Genomic DNA, 20,102 nt, shown 5'->3' on the forward strand with positions numbered 1-20,102 from the left:
ATTTTCTATTTTCATTCCAAAGCTTAGGAGGAAAAATCAATATGAGTATTGAGCTCATTGGAATTATTGTGCTTCTGTTGATGTTTATTGTAGGTTCAGTTTTGCCAATTAACCTCGGTGTTTTAGGGTTCGTAGCTGCTTTTATCGTCGGAGTTGTATTCAGCGGATTAAATATTGACGACATTTACAGCGGTTTTCCGGCTGAATTGTTCGTCACTCTTGCTGGAGTGACTTATCTGTTTTCAATTGTTGAGAAAAACGGGACAGTTGATTTGATTACCGGATGGGGTCTTCGCCTAGTCAGAGGTAATCTAGGTCTCGTGCCATGGATAATGTTTTTGCTTTGCGCTATTTTAACTAGCGTCGGCACTTTGGGACCTGCTGCTATTGCGATCCTAGCGCCGATTGCGCTGCGTTTTGCCGCACGATACAACATTAATCCTCTCTTGATGGGGTTATTGTTAGTGATTGGTTCCACAGCGGGATCCTTCTCACTGCTTAATCCTTATGGAGTGATTGTTAACGGCGTTATGCAGGCAAGAGATCTTCCTCATTCGCCGGGGTTGCTTTTCATAAACGCTTTTATCTTCAGTGTATTTGCTTCTGTGATTGTGTTCATCGTTTTGGGAGGACTTCGGCTGCTAAAAAAGCGAACTGCTGCCGAAGAAGATGCAGCGTCTAGAGCTGAAGGGTCCTCCGCAAATGAGAACAATAAATCACAAGAAATTGGATTAACTTTTTACAGAGGCATCACACTTTTAGGGATCATCACACTCGTCGTCCTCGCTCTTATGTTCGATATCGATATCGGCTTTGCAGCGCTTGGAGTAGGATTAGTGCTAGCATTAATTGCTCCAAAGCAGCAAAAGGGCGTTCTATCACGGATGCCTTGGTCTGTGATTCTCTTAATAACTGGTATTGTCACATACGTAGGCGTTTTAGAAACAATTGGAACGATTGATTACATGACTGACTTAATCGCAAAAGTAGGAAATCCGGTAATCGCAGCCCTTGCATCGTCATACGTAGGAGGCATCGTTTCAGCTTTTGCCTCGACAACAGGGTTTCTGGCAGCTATCATCCCGCTGGCAGCGCCCATTTTACAGGACCCGACCATTTCTTCCATCGGTGTCGTTTCAGCCATTGCCATTTCTTCAAGCATCGTCGATATAAGCCCCTTCTCCACTAACGGTGCATTGCTGCTCGCCAACGTACAAGGGGTAAAAGAGAATGTATTTTTTAAACAGCTTTTACTTTCTGCTGTTGTAGTCGTAGCGCTTGGACCTGGGCTCGCCTGGCTTGCTTTTGTATTAATTGCGGGATAGCATGGCAAACGATCATCCTTTCACCGGCAGAAAACAGTTTTTTATAACGAACAAGCGCAGCTTCAAGCTGCAATAATGAAAAAACGTTGACCGCTTGATCTTTTGGATAAAACAAACACCTCCATTCATCGAATTTATTTGATGCATTCGACACTGGAGGTGTTTGTCCCTTCCCTCATTTAACCGGGCCGCTTTTAGACAAATTCGTATAGTTTTTTTTGAGACGAAGCGGTGCAATGAAATCTTGCTGTATATTGCGTCAAATTGATTTTATTAGCAAATATATAAAATAAGGCGCCCCCAAAATGGAAACAACGATCCCGACAGGCAGCTCTGAAGGAGCCATGACAACCCGTCCTAATGTATCTGCAGCCAAAAGAATGAAGCTTCCTAAAGCAGCAGTAAGGGGCAAGCATTTCGAATGCTTTGGCCCGACTAGTTGCCTTGTAATATGAGGGGCAAGCAAGCCAAGGAACGTTATCCCTCCGCCAACCGCTACACAAACTCCTGCCAGTGTAACGGCAATGATTAATAAAATCTTGCGTTCTCTTGCAACGTTTATTCCTACCCCTGTTGCTGTTGAATCACCTAAAAGCAATATATCGAGAACCTTTGATTTATAAATCGCGATCGGAATAAGGATCAATAACCATGGTAACAGCGCCCACACATAGTTCCAGTTCGCACCCCAGATGGCTCCCGACAGCCAAGTAAGTGCTCTTGTAAAATCATTCGGTTCCATTTTCATTTGGAAGATGAGGATGCCGGCATTGAATGCCCCATTCATCCCTATTCCCATTAATAAAAGTCTTATCGGTGTAATATGTCCATTTTTTCGAGATAAAAAATAGATTAAGACGGCGGTAAGAAAAGCGCCTGCTAAAGCCGTTATGGGCAAAACATACACGGAAGCCCAGCCGTTCAAAAAGGAAGCTCCTTGGAAAAAGAACATATATAATACAACGGCAAACCCTGCTCCTGAATTAATCCCCAATATTCCCGGATCCGCTAACGGATTTTGCGTAACCCCTTGGAGGATAGCCCCTGAAAGGGAGATTCCCATCCCTACGAGCAATGCCATGAATATTCTAGGCAAACGGAATTGGAATATGGTCAATTCATTTTGATCTGTTCCATTTCCTAATAAGGCGGCAATGACCTCATGAAGAGGTATTTGTATATAGCCGGCATTAATGCTTATGATTGCGGTTATAATGATGAAAAAAATAGTTGAAAAAAACAATGTTTTGAAGTTTATTAATCTTTTTGACATGTTACACCCTCCCCTCTTTACGGGCTAAATAGAGGAAGAAGGGAACCCCTACAACGGCAGTTATCGCTCCAACAGGAGTTTCAAACGGAGCATTCACCATGCGTCCGACAATATCAGCCGCAATTAATAAAATCCCGCCTAAAACGGCAGAACAAGGAATAATCCAACGGTAATCCGTTCCGACTAAAAACCGTGTAATATGAGGAACGATGAGTCCGACAAAGCCAATCACTCCAGCAATTGAAACAGCTGCCCCTGTTAAAAGCAGCACCGTGACCGCTCCTAAAAATTTTACCACATTTGTATTTTGCCCGAGACTTTTGGCAGCTTCTTCGCCCAAGTTAAGGACGGTAATAGAGCGCGACAGTAAGATGGCCAGCAAAAGACCGGAAATGACGAACGGCAAAAGAAAATGGACTTGGGTTGGTTGGACAGCTGAAACTCCTCCCGCAAAAAAATAGCTGATATCCTTTGCAATATTAAATTTAATTCCGATCGCAGTCGATAAGGAGGTTAGGAGTGATGTAATCGCTGACCCGGCCAAAGCCAGCTTCACAGGCGTCATCCCTCCGCGGGAAAGGGAGCTAATGCCGAACACAAGACAAGCGCCAAGACCTGAACCTATAAAAGAAAAGATTGATAGACCGAAATAAGAGATTCCCGGTAAAAATGCCAGCGCAATGGCAATGAGAAAGGACGATCCTGCCGTTACACCCATAATAGAAGGAGAGGCTAATGGATTCCTAGTCATTCCTTGCATAATAGCACCGGAAACAGCCAAGGCAGAACCGACGAGAATGGCTGCGACTGCACGGGGCAAACGCAATTCCCTGACAATGACATGAGCTTGATTGTCCTCTTCAAAGGCAAAAAACGCACCAAGAACATCCCGATAACTCAAATCCGCAGCACCAAAACGAATCGAAATGACAACTGACAGAAATAGGCCAATGATGCCTATGAAAAGAACGATAAGAGCAATCCATCTATTTTTGCTTTTATGTAAAGATTCTGAAGCAGTTTTCGTATGTATCGTTGAATCCATAAACCATTTTTCCTCCATATGATAAAAATTAAGATTGACAAAGTGGCAGAGATATATTTTAATTGAAAATGGTTATCATTATTGCTTCCCAAAAATTTATTTTATCATATGAGTTGGAGGTTTAGAAATGGTATTTCAGAAAAAGTTATTTTCTCTAATAGGAGCTGCGCTATTAGCTCTATCACTAACCGCTTGCGGTGGACAAGGAACCGACTCCTCTTCCGGATCGGATCAAGCTTCAAATGAGAATGAAAAGTCAGCAGAAACAAGAACATTAACAGATGGAATGGGAAATAAAGTGGAAGTTCCTGCTAATCCAAAAAGAATTATTGCCAGCTATCTTGAAGATCATCTTGTTGCCCTTGGTGTAAAACCTGTCGCACAATGGAGTGTAAACGACGGGAAAACCGTACAAGATTATCTGCAAGACGAGCTGAAAGGAATTCCAACCATTCCTCATGATCTTCCGTTTGAAGCAGTTCAAAAAATGAATCCGGACTTAATTATAATGGACTCCGCTAGCATGGTAGAAGGCGGAAAATATGAACAATATAATCAAATCGCCCCTACTTTTGTTATTGGTGAAGAAGATAACAGCGATTGGCGCAAAGAATTGAAGCTTATTGGCGAAGTATTAGGAAAGGAAAAAGAAGCGGAAAAAGCTCTAGAAGAATATGACGCCAAAGTAGCCGAAGCGAAAGAGACAATTAAAGAAAAAGTAGGAAATCCTTCTGTCGCAGCAGTCTGGTTAGTAGGCGGACAATTCTTTATCGTAAATGAAAAACTTTCAAGCGGTGCCGTCATGTACGGAGACTTAGGATTAAAAGTGCCAAAAGTTGTAAAAGAAATTTCAGCAAACTCAGCAGATAACTGGAGCTCTATCTCTTTAGAGAAATTAGTAGAATTGGATGCTGACTATTTGTTCTTAATTAATAGTGACGGTTCCAATGCAGCACCTTTAAGTGATGCTCTATGGAAAAGCATTCCGGCTGTAAAAGCAGGCAACGTTTTTGAATTTTCACCTGAAAAAAGCTGGTTGTACACAGGCTCTATTGCCAATTCGCAAATCATCGATGATATTCTAGATTCCTTAGTACAAAAATAATGAAAAAGGGTATCCATCACGGATGCCTTTTTTTTGTTGGAAATTTCAACTAAGCGTTTTTTTCCGTTACGCCTTTCCGTAATGGCGAGCGGTCACAAACTTCAATGTTGCAAGAATTTAAACGTCTAATTCATATAAACAGCAGGCCATACAGCTGCTAGAAGATCAAATGAACTTTGTTTTTTGTTTTGCTATTTTCGGTCAAAACCGGAGTAGATAGATCACATCTCAGTGTGCTGATCTGAAAACGAAGCAAAAACCGAACTTGATTGATCACAAGTTTATCCTTTTCTCAATGTCTGGCCAATGAAGCCAAAACTGTAAGGTTGAAATTCATGGTTTTTGCCGGAAAATTCCTCTATTTTTTATGTAATGGTTGACACTTCATTACATTAGTCGTGGAAAGTTCTTGTTTGCTATTTTCTATGTAATAACGCGCGTTTGCGATTTTTTATTGTTCATTTTCAAACTCAAGCTGATCTGCATTTGTTTCAGGCTGCCGATGATGAAAACGGCTTCCCCTCTCAGTTGTACAAAATCTTTAAACCGTTTGAGGACGCCATTTTGTGCTTTGCAATAGCCTTTAAAGCCTTATTCCCCCCTTCTGCATAACCGAGCTCCATATGTACATTTTTTCTATTTTTCCTATGGCACAATCGGCATCTATATATGTTAAAAATTTAAAGGCGGATTTAGCGAAAATGGAGAACGCTGTTTCAATCGGCATCTATAATCCTTACACTAAAATGAAAAGCTAAGAGGCTCTTAAATCAAGATTTCCTCCTATCTCGAATCAAGAGCCTCAAATAATTCAGCTGGCAGTTTATTAAATCATACTAATAATATCTATATAGTAGTATTTAAAGGTGCAAAAAACAGATAGAAATTTTTACTAAAAGCCATTGCGTAAAATTTCGTTTTCGATAAATCCTCATTCAAAATTTTTGGAATTTGCCATAGCGTTTTGATCTGCTAATCACTAGCAGAATAATTGAGAAGGGTTGAAGACCTTTTGGAAAATTCAGTTCACTTACCCATGCTTTGAGGAGAATTCACTGTCCTTCCCTTTCCAACGTACGGGTTTAAAAGAATCATGCGTATTTTTTGATGAAAATTATAATTTTTTGCTCGTCCAACGAATCAACCCTGTTTCACTATGCGGATGGGAATCCCTTTGGGTTTTTTTATATTCATATTCTAATTCTGATAACGTTAATTTGCAAAGCTGCTCCTCATTCTTAAATGCATTTAAGACAATCAGTTTGTTGATCAATTTTTTTCTTCTGATTTCTACAGCCTGACGAAGAAGGTTACTCATGTGATCCTCTCCTTATCATAAAATTTTTACGTTTTTTTAAATGGTTATCCGATTTCGCTGCACCAGCTTTCTTAGTGCAAGTCTGATCTTGTTAAGACTATTTCATCCTCTGTGCCTTATACGGATCATTTATATTCCTGCTGCGAATTTAAAAACTAAGAGGCTCCCAAATCAAGAAAATCCATCTTGAATGGAGCCTCTAGTGAACCAGTCGGCGTTTTTAATTTTCCAGTAAATTTAACATTATATTAAAACATATTAATCCTACCTGTCAAGTAGAAATTTATGTTTTTATGAATTTAGGCAAAAAAATTCTGCCTCACCGGTCGTTGATTTGTTAATTACAGATTGATTTCAATTATACAGTCCCGATCCACCCCGGGAAACAGTCCCTTTTGAATGTGCAGTAACATGTTAAAATGTGAAGGGTTAAGGGTTGCCATCCTGACGAATGTACGGTAACATGTTAAAACCCTATTTCACAACTTGTTAGGTTGTTTCAGCAGGCCAAAAATAAAGCAGCTTACCGTTTTTCTTAACAGAAGAAATGCTGTTTTAGACGATAGCTTTTTTCTCTAAGCAATTATTTGAAAGAAGTGGAATTCCAATGCTGCTGTTAAAATGTTGGGAAGTCACCATAGCAATTTTTTGCATAATATGGCATAAAAGCGTTGGATCCGTGCTTTTGTAGAACAAAGAAATGAGCCGTTCACATTTAGCAATTTGCCGTTTAAATCATAATACCCCGCTCTGATGGAGCTGATAAATCGGTTACACGAAAACTTATAGCCCCTCACTTAATGGGTTTCTCCTGCCCCTAGTAAACATAATAACAGTTCATTTTCTCTTCTGTTGCTGAACTCTTTTTTGTTCCAGCATCTGGCAAATGGATTTGATCCCGATCATTCCAAATTTAGCTTTCTTCATGAAGCGGGATAGCTGGACGTCTTTTAACGTCAACACATCGAACAAAAATTTTTCTTCAAAATGTGTACATTGAATGCCCTTCTAATACTAAAGATCCCCAATCTTTTACAACTAGATGAATTTTTTATATAACTTGTGATATTTGTCCGTTTCAAAAAGTCCTGCTAATACATTTAATGTATATAGATATTCTAGGAGGTGAGTTTCCAATGTTTGGTCATAATAGACCTATTATCTGTCCGCCTAAACATGTGGTTCGCGACCGTTTCATTCCACGTGTAGTTCCTTATATTCATCCAATTGTAAGGATTAATCGTTTCAATATTGTCAATGTTCCTAGACATATTTATAGACCAATTACAAGAAACGTAATTGTTGATCCAGGATACCCTTCTAAATGCTGCTAAATGACATTACAATGCGCCCTCTTTTATTAAGGGGGGCGTTGTTCTGTTTAAATTCCCTTAACGCCATAACCTCAAGAGGTTCCATCATTATTTCGCATTCAAAAGTACACTAATGTTCAGATTTTCATTGGAGACACCATAAATTAAGCCGATACAGACCAAGCAACTATTCCTTTGCAAAATGCCGATGCGTTTATTGTGAACAAAGGATTTTTGTGCCCTCTGGATGTTTCAATGTATACAAAAGGAATTTTTCGTCTTCTGATTCGCCATCCTCTCGGATGTTGTCTGCGGCCATCCTCCAAGATCAGAAAGCTTTCTTTTTATCAACCCATTCCAACCTGTTTGCCCAACAATATCCATACTTTGAGTTAATCCCCATCAGTTGCAATACATCCATTTATATCCATATGATGAATGAGTCGACACTTTTTTTATATTAGTTCACATAATTATTTTATGGGTTACTAAACTTAATTTTGGCTAATTTATCAGCTGCTGTTCGCTTCAAAATTGATTCTGCAGCGGTTTCCAATCGATTTTAGCAGCGCTTTTGGCTCTTGCTCTTACCCGTTGCTTGTGCAGTATTTAACAAAAAGCTCCCTCCTTTGAAGTTGAGTTTTGAAGGAAAAGAAAAAGCACCTTTCAAAAGGTGCCTACACTTTTTTTCTAAATGCCCTTCTTTCCGCATATACTGCACATTCCGGACAAACTTTCATACTATTTCCGTTATGGTCTACATAATGATAGTAAGTTTTTGTTTTTCGCTTACACAAAAAGCACCGCTTATGAAATAGACGAAACATAATTCAACTCTCCATACTGTAATGTTTGAAATGCACCTCACAGGGTGCATCTTTTAGATGTTCCATTTTAATACTCTCCACAAAAAAACGTTCGATTCCGAACGCTTTTAAAATGTTCTACCTGTCTTTTTCCATATATTTTTTTATCTTTTTTTCTTCCCATTTGATGCTAGTATAGTTTCATGGACACCCTTTAGTGAAATATAATATTAACGAAGGGATGTGTCCTGATATGGGTAACACAAGCGAAAAACGTAAAAGTTATCATGCTGAATTTAAGGAAATGGTGGTTGAGCTTTATCAAACTGGAACACCAGTAAAACAGATCTGCAGCGAATATGGCCTGTCTGAAACGACAATCTACAAATGGATCAGAAAACAAAAACCGGTTAAGCTGGATGACGGGGGCTCTTTTACCCCGGAAGAATTTCTGAACCTGCAAAAAGAATTGCACCGGCTGAAAGAGGAAAACGAAATCTTAAAAAAAGCTATGGCCATATTCGCAAAGAAGTAGATCAAACCACTGTTATATCCATGATTGACGAGATAAGAGCCAAACACCATTATGACCTTAAAACCATGTGTACGGTCCTTGGCGTGCCGAGAAGTACCTACTATCAATCCAAACAAAAAACAGAGTCAAAAACAAAACGGGAAAACCGGGAGCTGACAGACAGAATACGAAAAATCCATACGGAAAGCAAGCAGAGATACGGAGCACCGAAGATCCACCATATGCTTGAAAAAGAAGGGCTCAAAGTCAGCCTGAAACGGGTTCAGCGTTTGATGAAGGCTGCAGGCATTTATTCCATTATCAGAAAAAAGTACCGCCCCCATTCCAATAAGGGCAAGATGGAAGAACACGATAACCTGCTGAACCAGGACTTCTCAACGACAACCATCAACGAGAAATGGGTTACGGATATTACGTACATTCATACTTTGAGAGACGGTTGGTGCTACCTGGCTTCCGTAATGGATTTACATTCCAGAAAGATTGTCGGTTACGCTTTTGACCGCCACATGACGACTGAACTGGCTTTAAAGGCAGTAGAAAACGCTTATCAGGCACAACGTCCAGGTCCGGGATTGATCTTGCATTCTGATTTGGGATCCCAGTATACAAGCGAGAAATTTGCAGAATACATGGAAAAGAAGCAGTTCAAACACTCCTTCAGTAAAAAAGGTTGCCCATACGATAACGCCTGCATGGAGTCTTTCCATGCAATTCTGAAAAAGGAAGAGATCTACAGAGTCAACTATTTGAACTTTCAAGCTGCCAGAAGAGCCTTATTCGAATTTATAGAAGGCTGGTACAATCGGAAACGGATTCATAGCTGCCTGGGCTATATGACGCCACAAGAAACAGAAGACAGTATCAAAGGGGCAGCGTAGTGCTCTTCACAATTTTACAAGCATCCGCTTTACATGGAGTGGCGGGGCGTGGTAGGCTTGTTTGCCATGCGAAAGAAATCATTGCCCCTTTCGCCCTTCGCATAACACCACGCCCGCAGAGGCTCCATGTCAAGCGACCAGCGATGTCAATGAGATCAAAATTAAATTTCACTTATTGGTGTCCAAAATATTGACTTAAATCCATTTCTTCCCCGAATATGCCAAATGCAAACGTTGAGGCGCCGTGTACTAAAAGTCCAATCCCCCAGCCAAAAAGCGGATATTGAAACCACCAATTACCGGGATCCGAAATTAAGTTAAAAAGAAAAAGCATAGAATTCACTAAAACATAAGAAATGAAATGCATATAAAAGGCTTTCAAATTTTCCACTCTTTTTTTCGCCCTTAAATATTTTTCATCTTTTTCGACTTTCAACCCCCCTATATAGCTTAGTTTTTGAACAGCCTTGTTGCCACTCATAATGCTGAAAACATTTTGTTCTCCTTCACCGTTTACATTTGGGAATGAGGCACGACAATTTCTAACCTGCTGTTGATTCGGTTTTTCATAAGTCTTGAACCGTAAACGCAACAAATTTGCTTAAGTTTCGGCATTTACCTCTCTTCTTTTACTCCATTCGACAAAGGGGTAATTTTTCCTTCTTTAAACAATAAGGATTAACAAATTTTTTGCAGGAAAAAGGCGAATAAAAGCTTCAAAAAAATATGGGTCACCATTCAATGAAATCGTTTCACAAATGAAATGCACACCACAAAGCTCTCAGCAGGATGGATGAAATGAGCTTTTTCATCTAGAAAGGCCAGAACAAGAAGATTGGAGCTGAATCGCCATTGGCTAACAAGTACATCTAGTGGCATTCTTTTGAACAATCTTTTTCTGTCAAAGCGGCAACCGTACCGTCATCCAAACCTTTAATTTGCAACGCATCTTTCACTGGAACAGGGTGTGGCTCCTTAAACAGCTCTTTCATCATTAGAATGGGGGCCATCCGTCATCATGAAGGAAATGGTCAATTTTCAAACTTCCCAGCAGGATTTACATCTACAATTATGGAGATCGTGATGCCATGCCTGTATCTAGAAGACAAAGAAACACCTTGATCATATTTCATAAGCAAATACCTGCATCAATTTTACTGTTTTGAACATCATATCGGCACAATATTTTTATATCTCAAATGTATCTTATGACCGCCTCAAAGTTTTTTATTCCTTATTTTTAACAGCTGGGTCTATAATGGGAGCAATTGGTAGGCATCAAACGTAAAGGCCTTTAGTTTGGTGTTGCAATTCCTTGTAGGTAAGATAAAAACACAAGGTGGCTTGTGTCAAGTGTTTCCTTCCAGACTGTTTCAATTCCTTATAGTTAAGATAAAAACTTCCCTATCACATAATGAGTTGTTGCGTAGACTGTATGTTTCAATTCCTTATAGTTAAGATAAAAACAAAATCACGAGCGAATGGGAGGAATTAAAATGAAAAGTGTTTCAATTCCTTATAGTTAAGATAAAAACAGATGTGGATCCCCAATGAAAGGACATACACACAAATGGTTTCAATTCCTCATAGTTAAGATAAAAACAGACGATCATGAATCACGCATCACTCAAACAGAAAATGCTTCAATTCCTTATAGTTAAGATAAAAACGTGCAAGAGCGTCCTTGTCCTCGACAAAAACTTCGCTTCAATTCCTTATAGTTAAGATAAAAACCCCAGAAAATGTTGTTAAATAAGCATTTCGTTTAAAATGGTTAATTGGTTATTTTCATTTTAACGAAGGAGTCAAATTTTATCAATCCTTTGATTTGCGTGGGCTCAATTGAATTTTAAAAGAGTCGTCGATCCCCTAGGATTTTTGCACGATTGGAGGTCGACGACAAAATTTCATTATTTTTATAAAGAAGAATGTCAATGATTCCAGTATTCTTACTGATCAAAGGCTTGTTTTTAGGACTTTTTATTCGGACAGAAATCGAGAAGAGTTGTAAAGAATTAAAGATCCTGAATTAGAAAATAGATAAGTGGATTATTTGACACTACATCATTTGCGGTAAAGCCATTGTTGCATTCCTCCTTATGTTTGGTCCATTGTAAATTCTACAAAGGAAGGGGAAGCAATGTGGCTCTTTTCTATTTCCCTTTTGACACAATCATATGGACTAATTGGTGACGCAATTTTCTAGTCTGCAACGGTCCAGTTACACACGATTTGCTGTTTCAGATAAATGAAAATTTGCAGCATGTGCTATCAGAAAAAGTGGAATGTTAAAAATTATTGGATTTAAAAAAATGACAACGGTTAGTCGTCCCCGTTGTCATTCTAAATGTTAATTGATTAAAGACTAGTTACGCAGCTGAGAAACAATATTCTCATTTGATAGTTCTTTCGCTAATATGCTGGAAATAACATACTTTACAAACAATTTATTTAGCAAAATGAATAAACTTAATAGTATTAATAAACCAACGGTAATTATCATTAATATTTCATTATTTAGCGCCTTAGAAAGAAGAATAGCAAATAAAATAACCGTTCCATAAGAGAAAATATAAATTTTTTTGTTTCCTGATTCGATTGTTTTATAAAACTGGGATGTGATTTCTTTGCTAGACATTCCGTCAGTAGCGTTGCATAAAAAAATTTAATGTTTGTCAAGCTCAATAAAAATTCCAGTTATTTCATGTAACTGAATATTCAGACATACAATCTTTCTAAGCAAGCTTAAAAGGACAATGACGTCTTAATCGGCAGTCCATTTCCACAATTTGGTAATATATTACAGAAACATTGGATCATAAACTAAATCGTCTAGGTGTTCCACCTCCCCTTCTTCAAATTGGTACACGATGGTTTCAAAATCTTTTTCCCAATCGTATTTTTTCCGACCGTTGGACGTTCGAATTGGCTTTTTAAAAAGGGAGCGAACAAAACAGTCAAAACCTTTAAAAAGCAGATTCTGTAAAGTTCGCTTGATCTCTAATAAAGGACCATCGTGATTCACTTTTAATTGGAGCATGGCCTGTAAGCAATAGGTGATTAGGGCGATCCAAATTTGATTGTAAACGGCATTTTGACTTTTTCCATAAAATCTTTTTATCTTAAGGTGCTGTTTCATCCATTTAAAGAAGGTCTCTATCTTCCAGCGATATCGGTATAAATCTGCAATCTCTTCCGCAGAAAGATCAAAGCAATTGGTTATGATGATCACGGGATTCCCTTCGCTGTCGACCGTTTCGATCAATCGGAGAGGATGAGTCATTTTGGTATGATTACGGTCATTTCCTAAAATGACAATCTGATCCCTATAAATCAAACGTTCTGGATTGGGAATCCGTTCCGATAAAACTTCAATCTCTGCGTTCTTTTTAAGCCGGGTAATGAATCGCACCCCTTCTCGGCATAAGCGGTCGAACTGTTTGTAATCGACATACCCTCGATCAAACAAGTAAATCGCATTTGGATCGATTTCAATGAGTTCGTCCATCTGTGTGCGATCGGCATGTTTCGCGGGTAAGATAATCCCTTGATCCGGAACAGTGATATCCTTCGTTACAACAACCTTTAAATGGAGTCGAACACCAGCCTTTGTCTTACGAAAAGTTGCCCATGGATATTGGCTCAAACTCATGCTCATCGTGGTAGAATCAATGACCAGAAGACGACCAATGTTTCGGATGATCGGGGCATTTTTCATTTGCCCTTGGATCTTTAAGACCAGATATTTAAATACTTTTTCAAACAGTTGAGGGGATAATTGGCCTAATTTGCGAGAAAGTTGCGAAGTACTAATTGCATCAAATTCCAGATATGTCTGCAACTCTTCCTTGTCTTTCAAATGTTTGGCCAATTTTGTTAAGCTTTCCAATTCATTTATCTGAGCGATGATACAAAGTTGTAAAAACTTATACGCTGTTAATTTTTTAATGTATTTGTCAACGTCAATCACATTAATTAGTTTTGAAAAAGTTATTGGATCGATCTCTTTAAATAGTTCATTTATTGTGGATTCTGTGGTATTCTTATCCATAATGGTTTCTCCTTATTCTTAGGATTTGGATAGGACTGCCAATCCTAATTATAAGGAGTTTTTTTATATCCAAAAAGATGAAATTTAACATAAAATTGGGCTTGACAAATTAAAATTAACTTAATGCAATGCTACTGACATTCCGTTTAAATAGAGAGACAGTAAATCACGATTTATTAACTTGATGAGAGAATTTAAGCTGTTTTTATATACAATAACAATTACAATAAGTAAGCTTAGCTGGAAAAACAAAAGCAAATGAAAAGAGACTTTCGAATTTTGTACTAAGTTCTCCAATCCTTCAGATTGATAATATACATAAACTTCATCTTCATTAAACATTTCATGAAAGGATTTGACAAAATCATATATATATTCTGTTTTTTCTAAGTTCACAATAAGTGATTTAACACCTGAATAGTTACTGCTATTAATTGTTGCCAACATTTTATTATATAAAGGTTGAGCGAGATAACATTGATCCTTTAGAAAATATGTGCCTGATCCTTCATAATAATAGTTTGTAGTTTTAACGGGCTTGTGATTCATATCAGAAATAATTAATTTTTGATTTTTAAAATGTTCTGGCAGCACTAAAGCATTGTCATCAACTTGTTCGTCAAAACTAATAGCTTCTCTAGTAGTTTCATTAAGAGGCAAGCAATCTAAAAACTCTACCTCCTCTTTTTCCGACGAATAAATAAGAGGAATTTCATAATCATAGGTAAGATTTTTAACATGAGGCAAATTTAAAATTAAGTTAGTATCGTACTCAAATTCTCCTGTTTCTGTATATCCATTGATCAGTACCATTGATAATTTATCATTATTTAATATATTATTATGGATGTTCTCAGCAGAAATAAATACTGTAAAGATCGAAAATATAATTGATATTAGGTCAATAAAGTAGACACAAAAATTTATAGATTTTTTTTCGCAGCTACCGCGCTATCGCTTGGTGGCCTTTTAAAAGTAATTACGACGTTGTCCTAATTATTTTTAAAAGGTAAATTTTCGTGTCTAACTATTCTATTAATATGTTCATTAAGCTCCCTTTTTATAGTACATACGTTCGTATTCAGATGGCGAAAAATACTCTGTTGCGGAGTGAATACGTTTATTATTGTAAAATATTTCTATATACTCAAATATGCTCTTTTTTGCTTCCTCCCTTGTTTTATAACGAGTCTGATAGATTAGTTCTTTTTTTATAACCCCATGAAATGATTCAATACAAGCGTTGTCATAACAATTTCCTTTGCGGCTCATGCTACATTTCATTCCGTATTCCATTAGCTTAGCTTGATAGTCATTTGAAGCATATTGACTCCCTCGATCAGAATGATGGAGGATAGAACCCTGTGGTTGTTGACGCTGATAGGCTTGCTTTAAAGCACTTAACACTAGCTCCTTTTTCATGGAACAGTCTATATGCCAGCCGACTATTTTCCTTGAATACAAATCCATCATACTAGCTAGATAAAGCCAACCTTCATCCGTTGGAATGTATGTGATATCAGCTACCCATACTTCATTTGGTTTCGTAACAGTAAAATGTTGGTTTAAGACATTTTCGTGGACCGGATGGTTATGTTTTGAGTTAGTGGTAGCCTTATGCTTTTTCACGGTACGAGACTTCATTCCCTCTTTGTTCATTATGCGGGAAACCGTCTTCTGTGAAACCTTAATGCCTTCATGATTAAGCTTTTTGGCAACCTTTGGACTCCCATACAGTTGGCGAGATTCGATATACACACGACGCACTTCCTGCGTCAATTCTTCTCGACGCTCTTGTCTAGCACTTTTGGGACGATCACGCCATTTATAATAACCGCTTCGAGAAACTTTCAATACTTCGCACATCTTCTCCAATCGGTAATCGAAGCGATGCTCATGGATAAATGAATATTTTACCGATGGTCTTTCGCGAAGAAGTGCATCGCCTTTTTTAAGATGGAGTTTTCCTCCTCCAGATCCCGAATACGTTTCTTCAGTTCACGAACTTCGTGGTCTTCGGATCGAAACGTTTGGGTTTCTGTTATTTCAGGTTCTTGCTTATATTTTTTCATCCAGCCGTGAAGAGTATTTTCGTTAATTTTGAGCTCACGAGCCACTTGTGCAACGGATTTCGCTTCCTCCAAAATATAACGAACAGTTTGACGCTTAAAGTCTTCCTCGTACCGCCTTTGTTTTTTTGTCATGTAGACACCTCATTTTTCAGTCTATTATTACTATAATAATCTGTGTCTACTTTTTAGTCTAACATCAAATCAATATTAGTAATAAAAAGTTTAGTATCGCAAGCTTTCTTAAACTTTTTAAATATTTTTGCTTTATATAATAAAAAACCGAATCATGTTTTAACATAGTTCTTTCAATCCTTTATTTAATTGAATAAAATCAAATGATTTGTCTGAATTTTCCACAACAAATTTTGAATGGGTTACTACTATAATGACCCTATCTTTTTTTATACTAGATAAAATATCCATTATGATTTTAATGTTCTCTTCATCTAAATTATTCGTTGGCTCATCCAATAAAATAAGCGGATATTCAAATACCAATACTTTTAAAAAAGCTGCTCGTTGTCTTTCACCACCAGAGAGATTATTTACTGGAATATCTAACTTGTTTTCCATTTGTATTTGCCTGCTGTATTTATTTAGTTTTTCGTTATCTAAAGGCTGGCTGTTTATAAGTGAGATAATTTGAAGGTTTTCTCTAATTGTTAAAGTCTCTATTAAATTTAAATCTTGGAAGAAATACGCTATTTTTTTCCGCAAGTCATCAACTAATTCAACATCCTCAAAATTAATTTGTTTATGGAATAAATTAATGGTTCCTGAGTGAGGTTTTTGTATTAAAGATCACTAGCATTGCAGTAATTAAATCTGATGATTCAAAATGCTAAGAATGTTCAATTTTTTATTGATTTCGAAACAAAAAAATCCTTTACAATGGAAGTACAGGTGGTTCCTGCCCAAATCCAATCGTAAAGGATAACCATTATGGACAAGAATACACTAATTTCATCATTTGGTAAATGGGTTTCACCCATAAATATTCAAAAACTTAGCGAACAAGTCAAAGAATTGAAACAGGACTATTACACAAAAAAGCTGACAACAGAAGCCTATATTAAACTTTTATTGGTAGCCCAGCTGCTCGAATTTAAGAGCTTAGAGGAAATGAGTGATGCACTTGTAGACGAAGATCTTCAAAAAGCACTCGGATTTGAATCGATAAGTGCCTCTCAGCTATCCCGAAAAAACAATCAGATCCACCCACTAATTCTTGCAAATTTGTTCTTGGATCTTGTTTGGAAAATTCAACGGTACCATTATAAAAACGGAAAGAATATGCCACTGAAAATCATTGATTCAAGTACACTCCCGTTGAATTTGACCCATTATAAATGGGCAAAATTCCGGAAAACAAAAGCTGGTGTAAAGCTACACTTACGGCTCGTTTTCATGGATAAAGACACCGTCTATCCTGAAAAAGCAGTGATTACGACAGCAAAAGAACATGACCGAAATCAACTCGAAGTCCTAGTGGATGATCAAGAAGCCATGTATGTGTTTGACCGCGGTTATGTGGACTATGAACGTTTTGATCGGATGACAGATGATGGCTATTTCTTCGTTTCAAGACTGAAGAAAAACGCAGTCATTCGTGAAGTCTATACATTTTCACTTCCTGATGATTGTCACGTTCTATCCGATAAAATGGTCTACATTGGTACCACACAAAATCGTACTGAAAATGTCTTTCGTCTACTAGAAGTTATGGACACAAAAGGGAACTTACTTCGTTTCATCACCAACCGATTTGATTTAAAACCAGAAGAGATAAGTGATATTTACCGATCTCGCTGGGCTATTGAACTCTTTTTCAAATGGCTCAAGCAACACGTAGAAATTAAGCACTTTTATGGAATGAGTGAAACAGCTATTCAAAATCAAATTTTCTTAGCCCTGATCACGTATTGCTTACATGTTCTCATTCAATTGGAGATGAAAAGTAAGAAATCCCTACTTCGAATTACTCGTTGGTTAAAGAGAGCTCTGTGGAAACCAGCTTATGTTTGGTTGCGAAAATTTGATGGGCGAGCCAGTCCATAATCTCCCTTTTGTCGTTGTCGCTCTGGTTTAACTGTATATATTTACCAAATGGACAGTGCCACCTTTCTTTAGGTTTTGTCTTTTTGGCACAAATTCACAAAAATTAATTAACAGAAAATTCTGACTATATTTATGCAATGCTAATGATTAAAGATAAAATATTGATAAAAGTGGTTTTCCCACACCCGCTTTTTCCATAAATAGCATATAAACCAGGTTCATTTATCTCTAGAGAGAGATTTCTCAAGATTATTTTTTCGCCGTATTGAAAGTTAATGTTTTTAACACTAACATGAATATCCTCATAGTTGTCAACGGAATTTTTGTGCAAATTCATCACCCTCTAATATATTAAGGATATTATTCAAATACACACTTAGCTCAAAAACATAGTTACCTCCTGGTTCACAATATCCTAAATAACATTCATACTGCTCTACCTTTTTTCTAATTAATTCCTTATCTATATCAAGGTTATGCTTTTGAACTAGACTAGTATAAATATTTAATATAATATAGAAGTCTTTACTTTCATTATTTAAAACTTCAGGATATAATTTTTTCATTTCTTCGATATCTTTGGGAGTAGGGTCAATGATATCGTACTTTAGTACCTTTGTAAGTAAGTCATCTGACTCTTCGTAAGCGTAAAATAGTCCACACCTACCTTTAGATGTGGACTATTGTTATGATTTATTTAGCTTTATTAGGAACACGACATTCTTCTGGAATTGTTGTGGACCAAGGAAGGAGTTGATCTAATTTTTCTTTGTCAGTCAGATTAATATTTGGAAGCTGTTCAAATAAATATTTAAGATAATTGAATGGGTTTAATCCGTTTTCCTTCGCAGTCTCCACAATGCTATAAATGATTGCGCTGGATTTAGCTCCCTTTATGGTATTGCTAAACAGCCAGTTTTTCCTCCCGATTACAAACGGTTTAATGGATCGTTCTGCGCGGTTGTTATCAATCTCTAAACGACCATCCTCTAAAAAAGCTACTAAACGGTCCCATTGATTACGACAATATTTAATGGCTTGCCCAAGTGCACTTTTTGGCAACACTCTTGGGGATTGTTCATGAAGCCATGCCAAAAAAGCCTCCAATACCGGTTGGCTGCGTTCTAAACGTTTCTTATAACGTTCTTCAGGACTAACATCCTTTAAATCCCGTTCTATCGAGAAAAGTTGGTTACAGAATGCAAGACCTTCTTTGGCTTTTACGTGAGTAGTTTTAGCCGATTCAGGAAGAGCCTGCAAAGCTTCTGTGAATTTACGTCTGGCATGAGCCCAACAACCGACCAGACTGACATCAGGGATTCCGTTATAACCGGCATACCCGTCCACATGTAAATATCCACGGAAACCTTCCAAAAATCGTAAAGGATGCTTGGATGCACGGGTTCGCTGGTAGTCATACAAAACAATTGGAGGCCCCATTCGTCCTGTCCGATAAAGCCACATAAATGATTTGGAAGTCGCTCGTCGGTCAGGTTCTGAAAGAACCTGTAAGGTGGTCTCATCCGCATGGAGGATATCCTGATTCAATAGATGGTTACGCATTTGGTCGTAAACAGGACTCAACCAGGTGTCGGCTCCATACAAAATCCAATTGGATAAAGTTTGCCTGGAAATGAATATGCCAAATCGCTCCAGATGTTTTTCCTGGCGATACAAAGGCATACTTTCAACGTATTTCTGCGTCATCGTATAAGCCATTGACGATGGAGATGCCAGACTTCCCGGAAAAACAGGAGCCGGCATTTTCGCCGTGACAATAGGCGTTTCTATTTCATGGCGTTCACAATGACGACAACTATAAACATATTGGACATGCTTTTTCACTTTTACTTGTGCTGGAATAACTTCTATTTCTCTGCGTACTTGCGTACTCATTTCGTGTAGAGGTCCAGCGCAACACGAACAAACCTGTTCCTCAGCTGGCAAACGGTATTCCACCGTTTCAGTAGGCAGGTTTTCTAGTTTTTCATCTCGACGATTTCGCTTCTTCTTGCGTGTATATGTAATGGTTTCAATCGTCGGTTCTTCATCATCAGGATTTGCGGTAGCTTCAGCTTCATTGAAAAGGGACAGTTGGTCTGAATTGGTCTTCTCACTGGAAGAACCAAAACGACGTTGTTGACTTAACCGAAATTGCTCCTCATACCATTTTAGCTTCGCTTCCAAAGCTTCCTTTTCTATTTCAAGCTTTTCGTTACGCGCTTTATAGTATTCAATTGTTTCTTGAGTTTTCATGTCCATGTTTTTCATAGTTCCAGTATACGCAAAAGAATCCGGCTTGACCAGTCGGATTCTCAAG

General features: G+C 37.8%; 17 protein-coding genes and 1 CRISPR repeat array. Of the genes, 5 read left to right on the plus strand and 12 right to left on the minus strand.

Annotated elements, in window-relative coordinates; translation table 11 throughout:
* Positions 1-41 precede the first annotated feature (41 nt).
* The gene (locus tag NSS70_RS11195; RefSeq protein ID WP_063387780.1) at positions 42-1,325 is read left to right on the plus strand and encodes an SLC13 family permease; all 1,284 of its coding nucleotides are present in this window, start codon (positions 42-44) and stop codon (positions 1,323-1,325) included.
* 259 nt (positions 1,326-1,584) lie between these two features.
* On the opposite strand, the gene NSS70_RS11200 is transcribed toward NSS70_RS11195, so the two are convergent.
* Positions 1,585-2,598, minus strand: coding sequence for a FecCD family ABC transporter permease (locus NSS70_RS11200; RefSeq protein WP_063387779.1), 1,014 nt, complete (start codon positions 2,596-2,598; stop codon positions 1,585-1,587).
* A 1-nt stretch (position 2,599) separates the two neighbouring features.
* Entirely contained in the window at positions 2,600-3,643 is a 1,044-nt protein-coding gene (locus tag NSS70_RS11205) for a FecCD family ABC transporter permease (protein WP_340881582.1), read from the minus strand.
* A 127-nt stretch (positions 3,644-3,770) separates the two neighbouring features.
* On the opposite strand from NSS70_RS11205, the gene NSS70_RS11210 reads away from it, so the two are divergent.
* Positions 3,771-4,748 carry an ABC transporter substrate-binding protein gene (locus NSS70_RS11210; protein ID WP_066251568.1) on the plus strand — a complete coding sequence of 326 codons (978 nt, stop codon included), beginning with the start codon at positions 3,771-3,773 and terminating at the stop codon, positions 4,746-4,748.
* A 1,114-nt stretch (positions 4,749-5,862) separates the two neighbouring features.
* Here NSS70_RS11210 and NSS70_RS11215 read toward each other — a convergent pair.
* Positions 5,863-6,066, minus strand: coding sequence for a Fur-regulated basic protein FbpA (locus NSS70_RS11215; RefSeq protein ID WP_063387775.1), 204 nt, complete (start codon positions 6,064-6,066; stop codon positions 5,863-5,865).
* A 1,136-nt stretch (positions 6,067-7,202) separates the two neighbouring features.
* On the opposite strand from NSS70_RS11215, the gene NSS70_RS11220 reads away from it, so the two are divergent.
* Positions 7,203-7,400 (plus strand): hypothetical protein, encoded by a 198-nt coding sequence (locus tag NSS70_RS11220; RefSeq protein ID WP_340881584.1) that lies wholly within the window; start codon positions 7,203-7,205, stop codon positions 7,398-7,400.
* A 1,038-nt stretch (positions 7,401-8,438) separates the two neighbouring features.
* Positions 8,439-9,601, plus strand: a protein-coding gene (locus tag NSS70_RS11225) for an IS3 family transposase (protein ID WP_445206667.1) whose coding sequence is annotated in 2 segments (ribosomal slippage) — positions 8,439-8,682 and positions 8,682-9,601 — 1,164 coding nt in all. Because the reading frame shifts where the segments join, the coding sequence is not laid out codon by codon here.
* Between the two features lie 172 nt (positions 9,602-9,773).
* On the opposite strand, the gene NSS70_RS11230 is transcribed toward NSS70_RS11225, so the two are convergent.
* The 6 genes from NSS70_RS11230 to NSS70_RS11255 all read right to left on the minus strand — a co-directional run bounded on the left by NSS70_RS11230 (position 9,774) and on the right by NSS70_RS11255 (position 16,519).
* Complete coding sequence (locus NSS70_RS11230) at positions 9,774-10,037, minus strand: 2TM domain-containing protein (RefSeq protein WP_339196348.1); 264 nt, start codon at positions 10,035-10,037, stop codon at positions 9,774-9,776.
* A gap of 433 nt (positions 10,038-10,470) precedes the next feature.
* Positions 10,471-10,596, minus strand: coding sequence for a hypothetical protein (locus NSS70_RS11235; protein WP_445206668.1), 126 nt, complete (start codon positions 10,594-10,596; stop codon positions 10,471-10,473).
* Positions 10,597-10,904: 308 nt separating this feature from the next.
* Positions 10,905-11,335: a CRISPR direct-repeat array (repeat unit 31 nt; unit sequence TGTTTCAATTCCTTATAGTTAAGATAAAAAC).
* 1,066 nt (positions 11,336-12,401) lie between these two features.
* The gene (locus tag NSS70_RS11240; RefSeq protein ID WP_340733408.1) at positions 12,402-13,652 is read right to left on the minus strand and encodes an IS4 family transposase; all 1,251 of its coding nucleotides are present in this window, start codon (positions 13,650-13,652) and stop codon (positions 12,402-12,404) included.
* 120 nt (positions 13,653-13,772) lie between these two features.
* Positions 13,773-14,465 carry a hypothetical protein gene (locus NSS70_RS11245; protein WP_340881587.1) on the minus strand — a complete coding sequence of 231 codons (693 nt, stop codon included), beginning with the start codon at positions 14,463-14,465 and terminating at the stop codon, positions 13,773-13,775.
* 234 nt (positions 14,466-14,699) lie between these two features.
* A protein-coding gene (locus NSS70_RS11250; RefSeq protein ID WP_153028110.1) for an IS3 family transposase occupies positions 14,700-15,856 on the minus strand; the annotation gives its coding sequence in 2 pieces (ribosomal slippage) (positions 14,700-15,595 and positions 15,595-15,856; 1,158 coding nt in all).
* A gap of 159 nt (positions 15,857-16,015) precedes the next feature.
* On the minus strand, positions 16,016-16,519 hold the full coding sequence (locus tag NSS70_RS11255; RefSeq protein ID WP_339200006.1) for an ATP-binding cassette domain-containing protein: 504 nt from the start codon (positions 16,517-16,519) through the stop codon (positions 16,016-16,018).
* Between the two features lie 147 nt (positions 16,520-16,666).
* On the opposite strand from NSS70_RS11255, the gene NSS70_RS11260 reads away from it, so the two are divergent.
* Positions 16,667-17,782 (plus strand): IS4 family transposase, encoded by a 1,116-nt coding sequence (locus NSS70_RS11260; protein ID WP_003352762.1) that lies wholly within the window; start codon positions 16,667-16,669, stop codon positions 17,780-17,782.
* 130 nt (positions 17,783-17,912) lie between these two features.
* On the opposite strand, the gene NSS70_RS20875 is transcribed toward NSS70_RS11260, so the two are convergent.
* The 3 genes from NSS70_RS20875 to tnpC form a co-directional block, all read right to left on the minus strand.
* On the minus strand, positions 17,913-18,119 hold the full coding sequence (locus NSS70_RS20875) for an ATP-binding cassette domain-containing protein (protein ID WP_445206669.1): 207 nt from the start codon (positions 18,117-18,119) through the stop codon (positions 17,913-17,915).
* Positions 18,094-18,348, minus strand: a complete 255-nt coding sequence (locus NSS70_RS11265) for a hypothetical protein (RefSeq protein ID WP_339196356.1) — start codon at positions 18,346-18,348, stop codon at positions 18,094-18,096. Before NSS70_RS11265 ends, NSS70_RS20875 begins: the two co-directional genes overlap by 26 nt.
* A gap of 127 nt (positions 18,349-18,475) precedes the next feature.
* Positions 18,476-20,053 carry an IS66 family transposase gene (tnpC, locus tag NSS70_RS11270; RefSeq protein ID WP_339200008.1) on the minus strand — a complete coding sequence of 526 codons (1,578 nt, stop codon included), beginning with the start codon at positions 20,051-20,053 and terminating at the stop codon, positions 18,476-18,478.
* Between the last annotated feature and the right edge of the window lie 49 nt (positions 20,054-20,102).

Origin of the sequence: Aeribacillus sp. FSL K6-2848, from assembly GCF_038004325.1 — a bacterium.
Lineage (GTDB): Bacteria > Bacillota > Bacilli > Bacillales > Aeribacillaceae > Aeribacillus > Aeribacillus composti.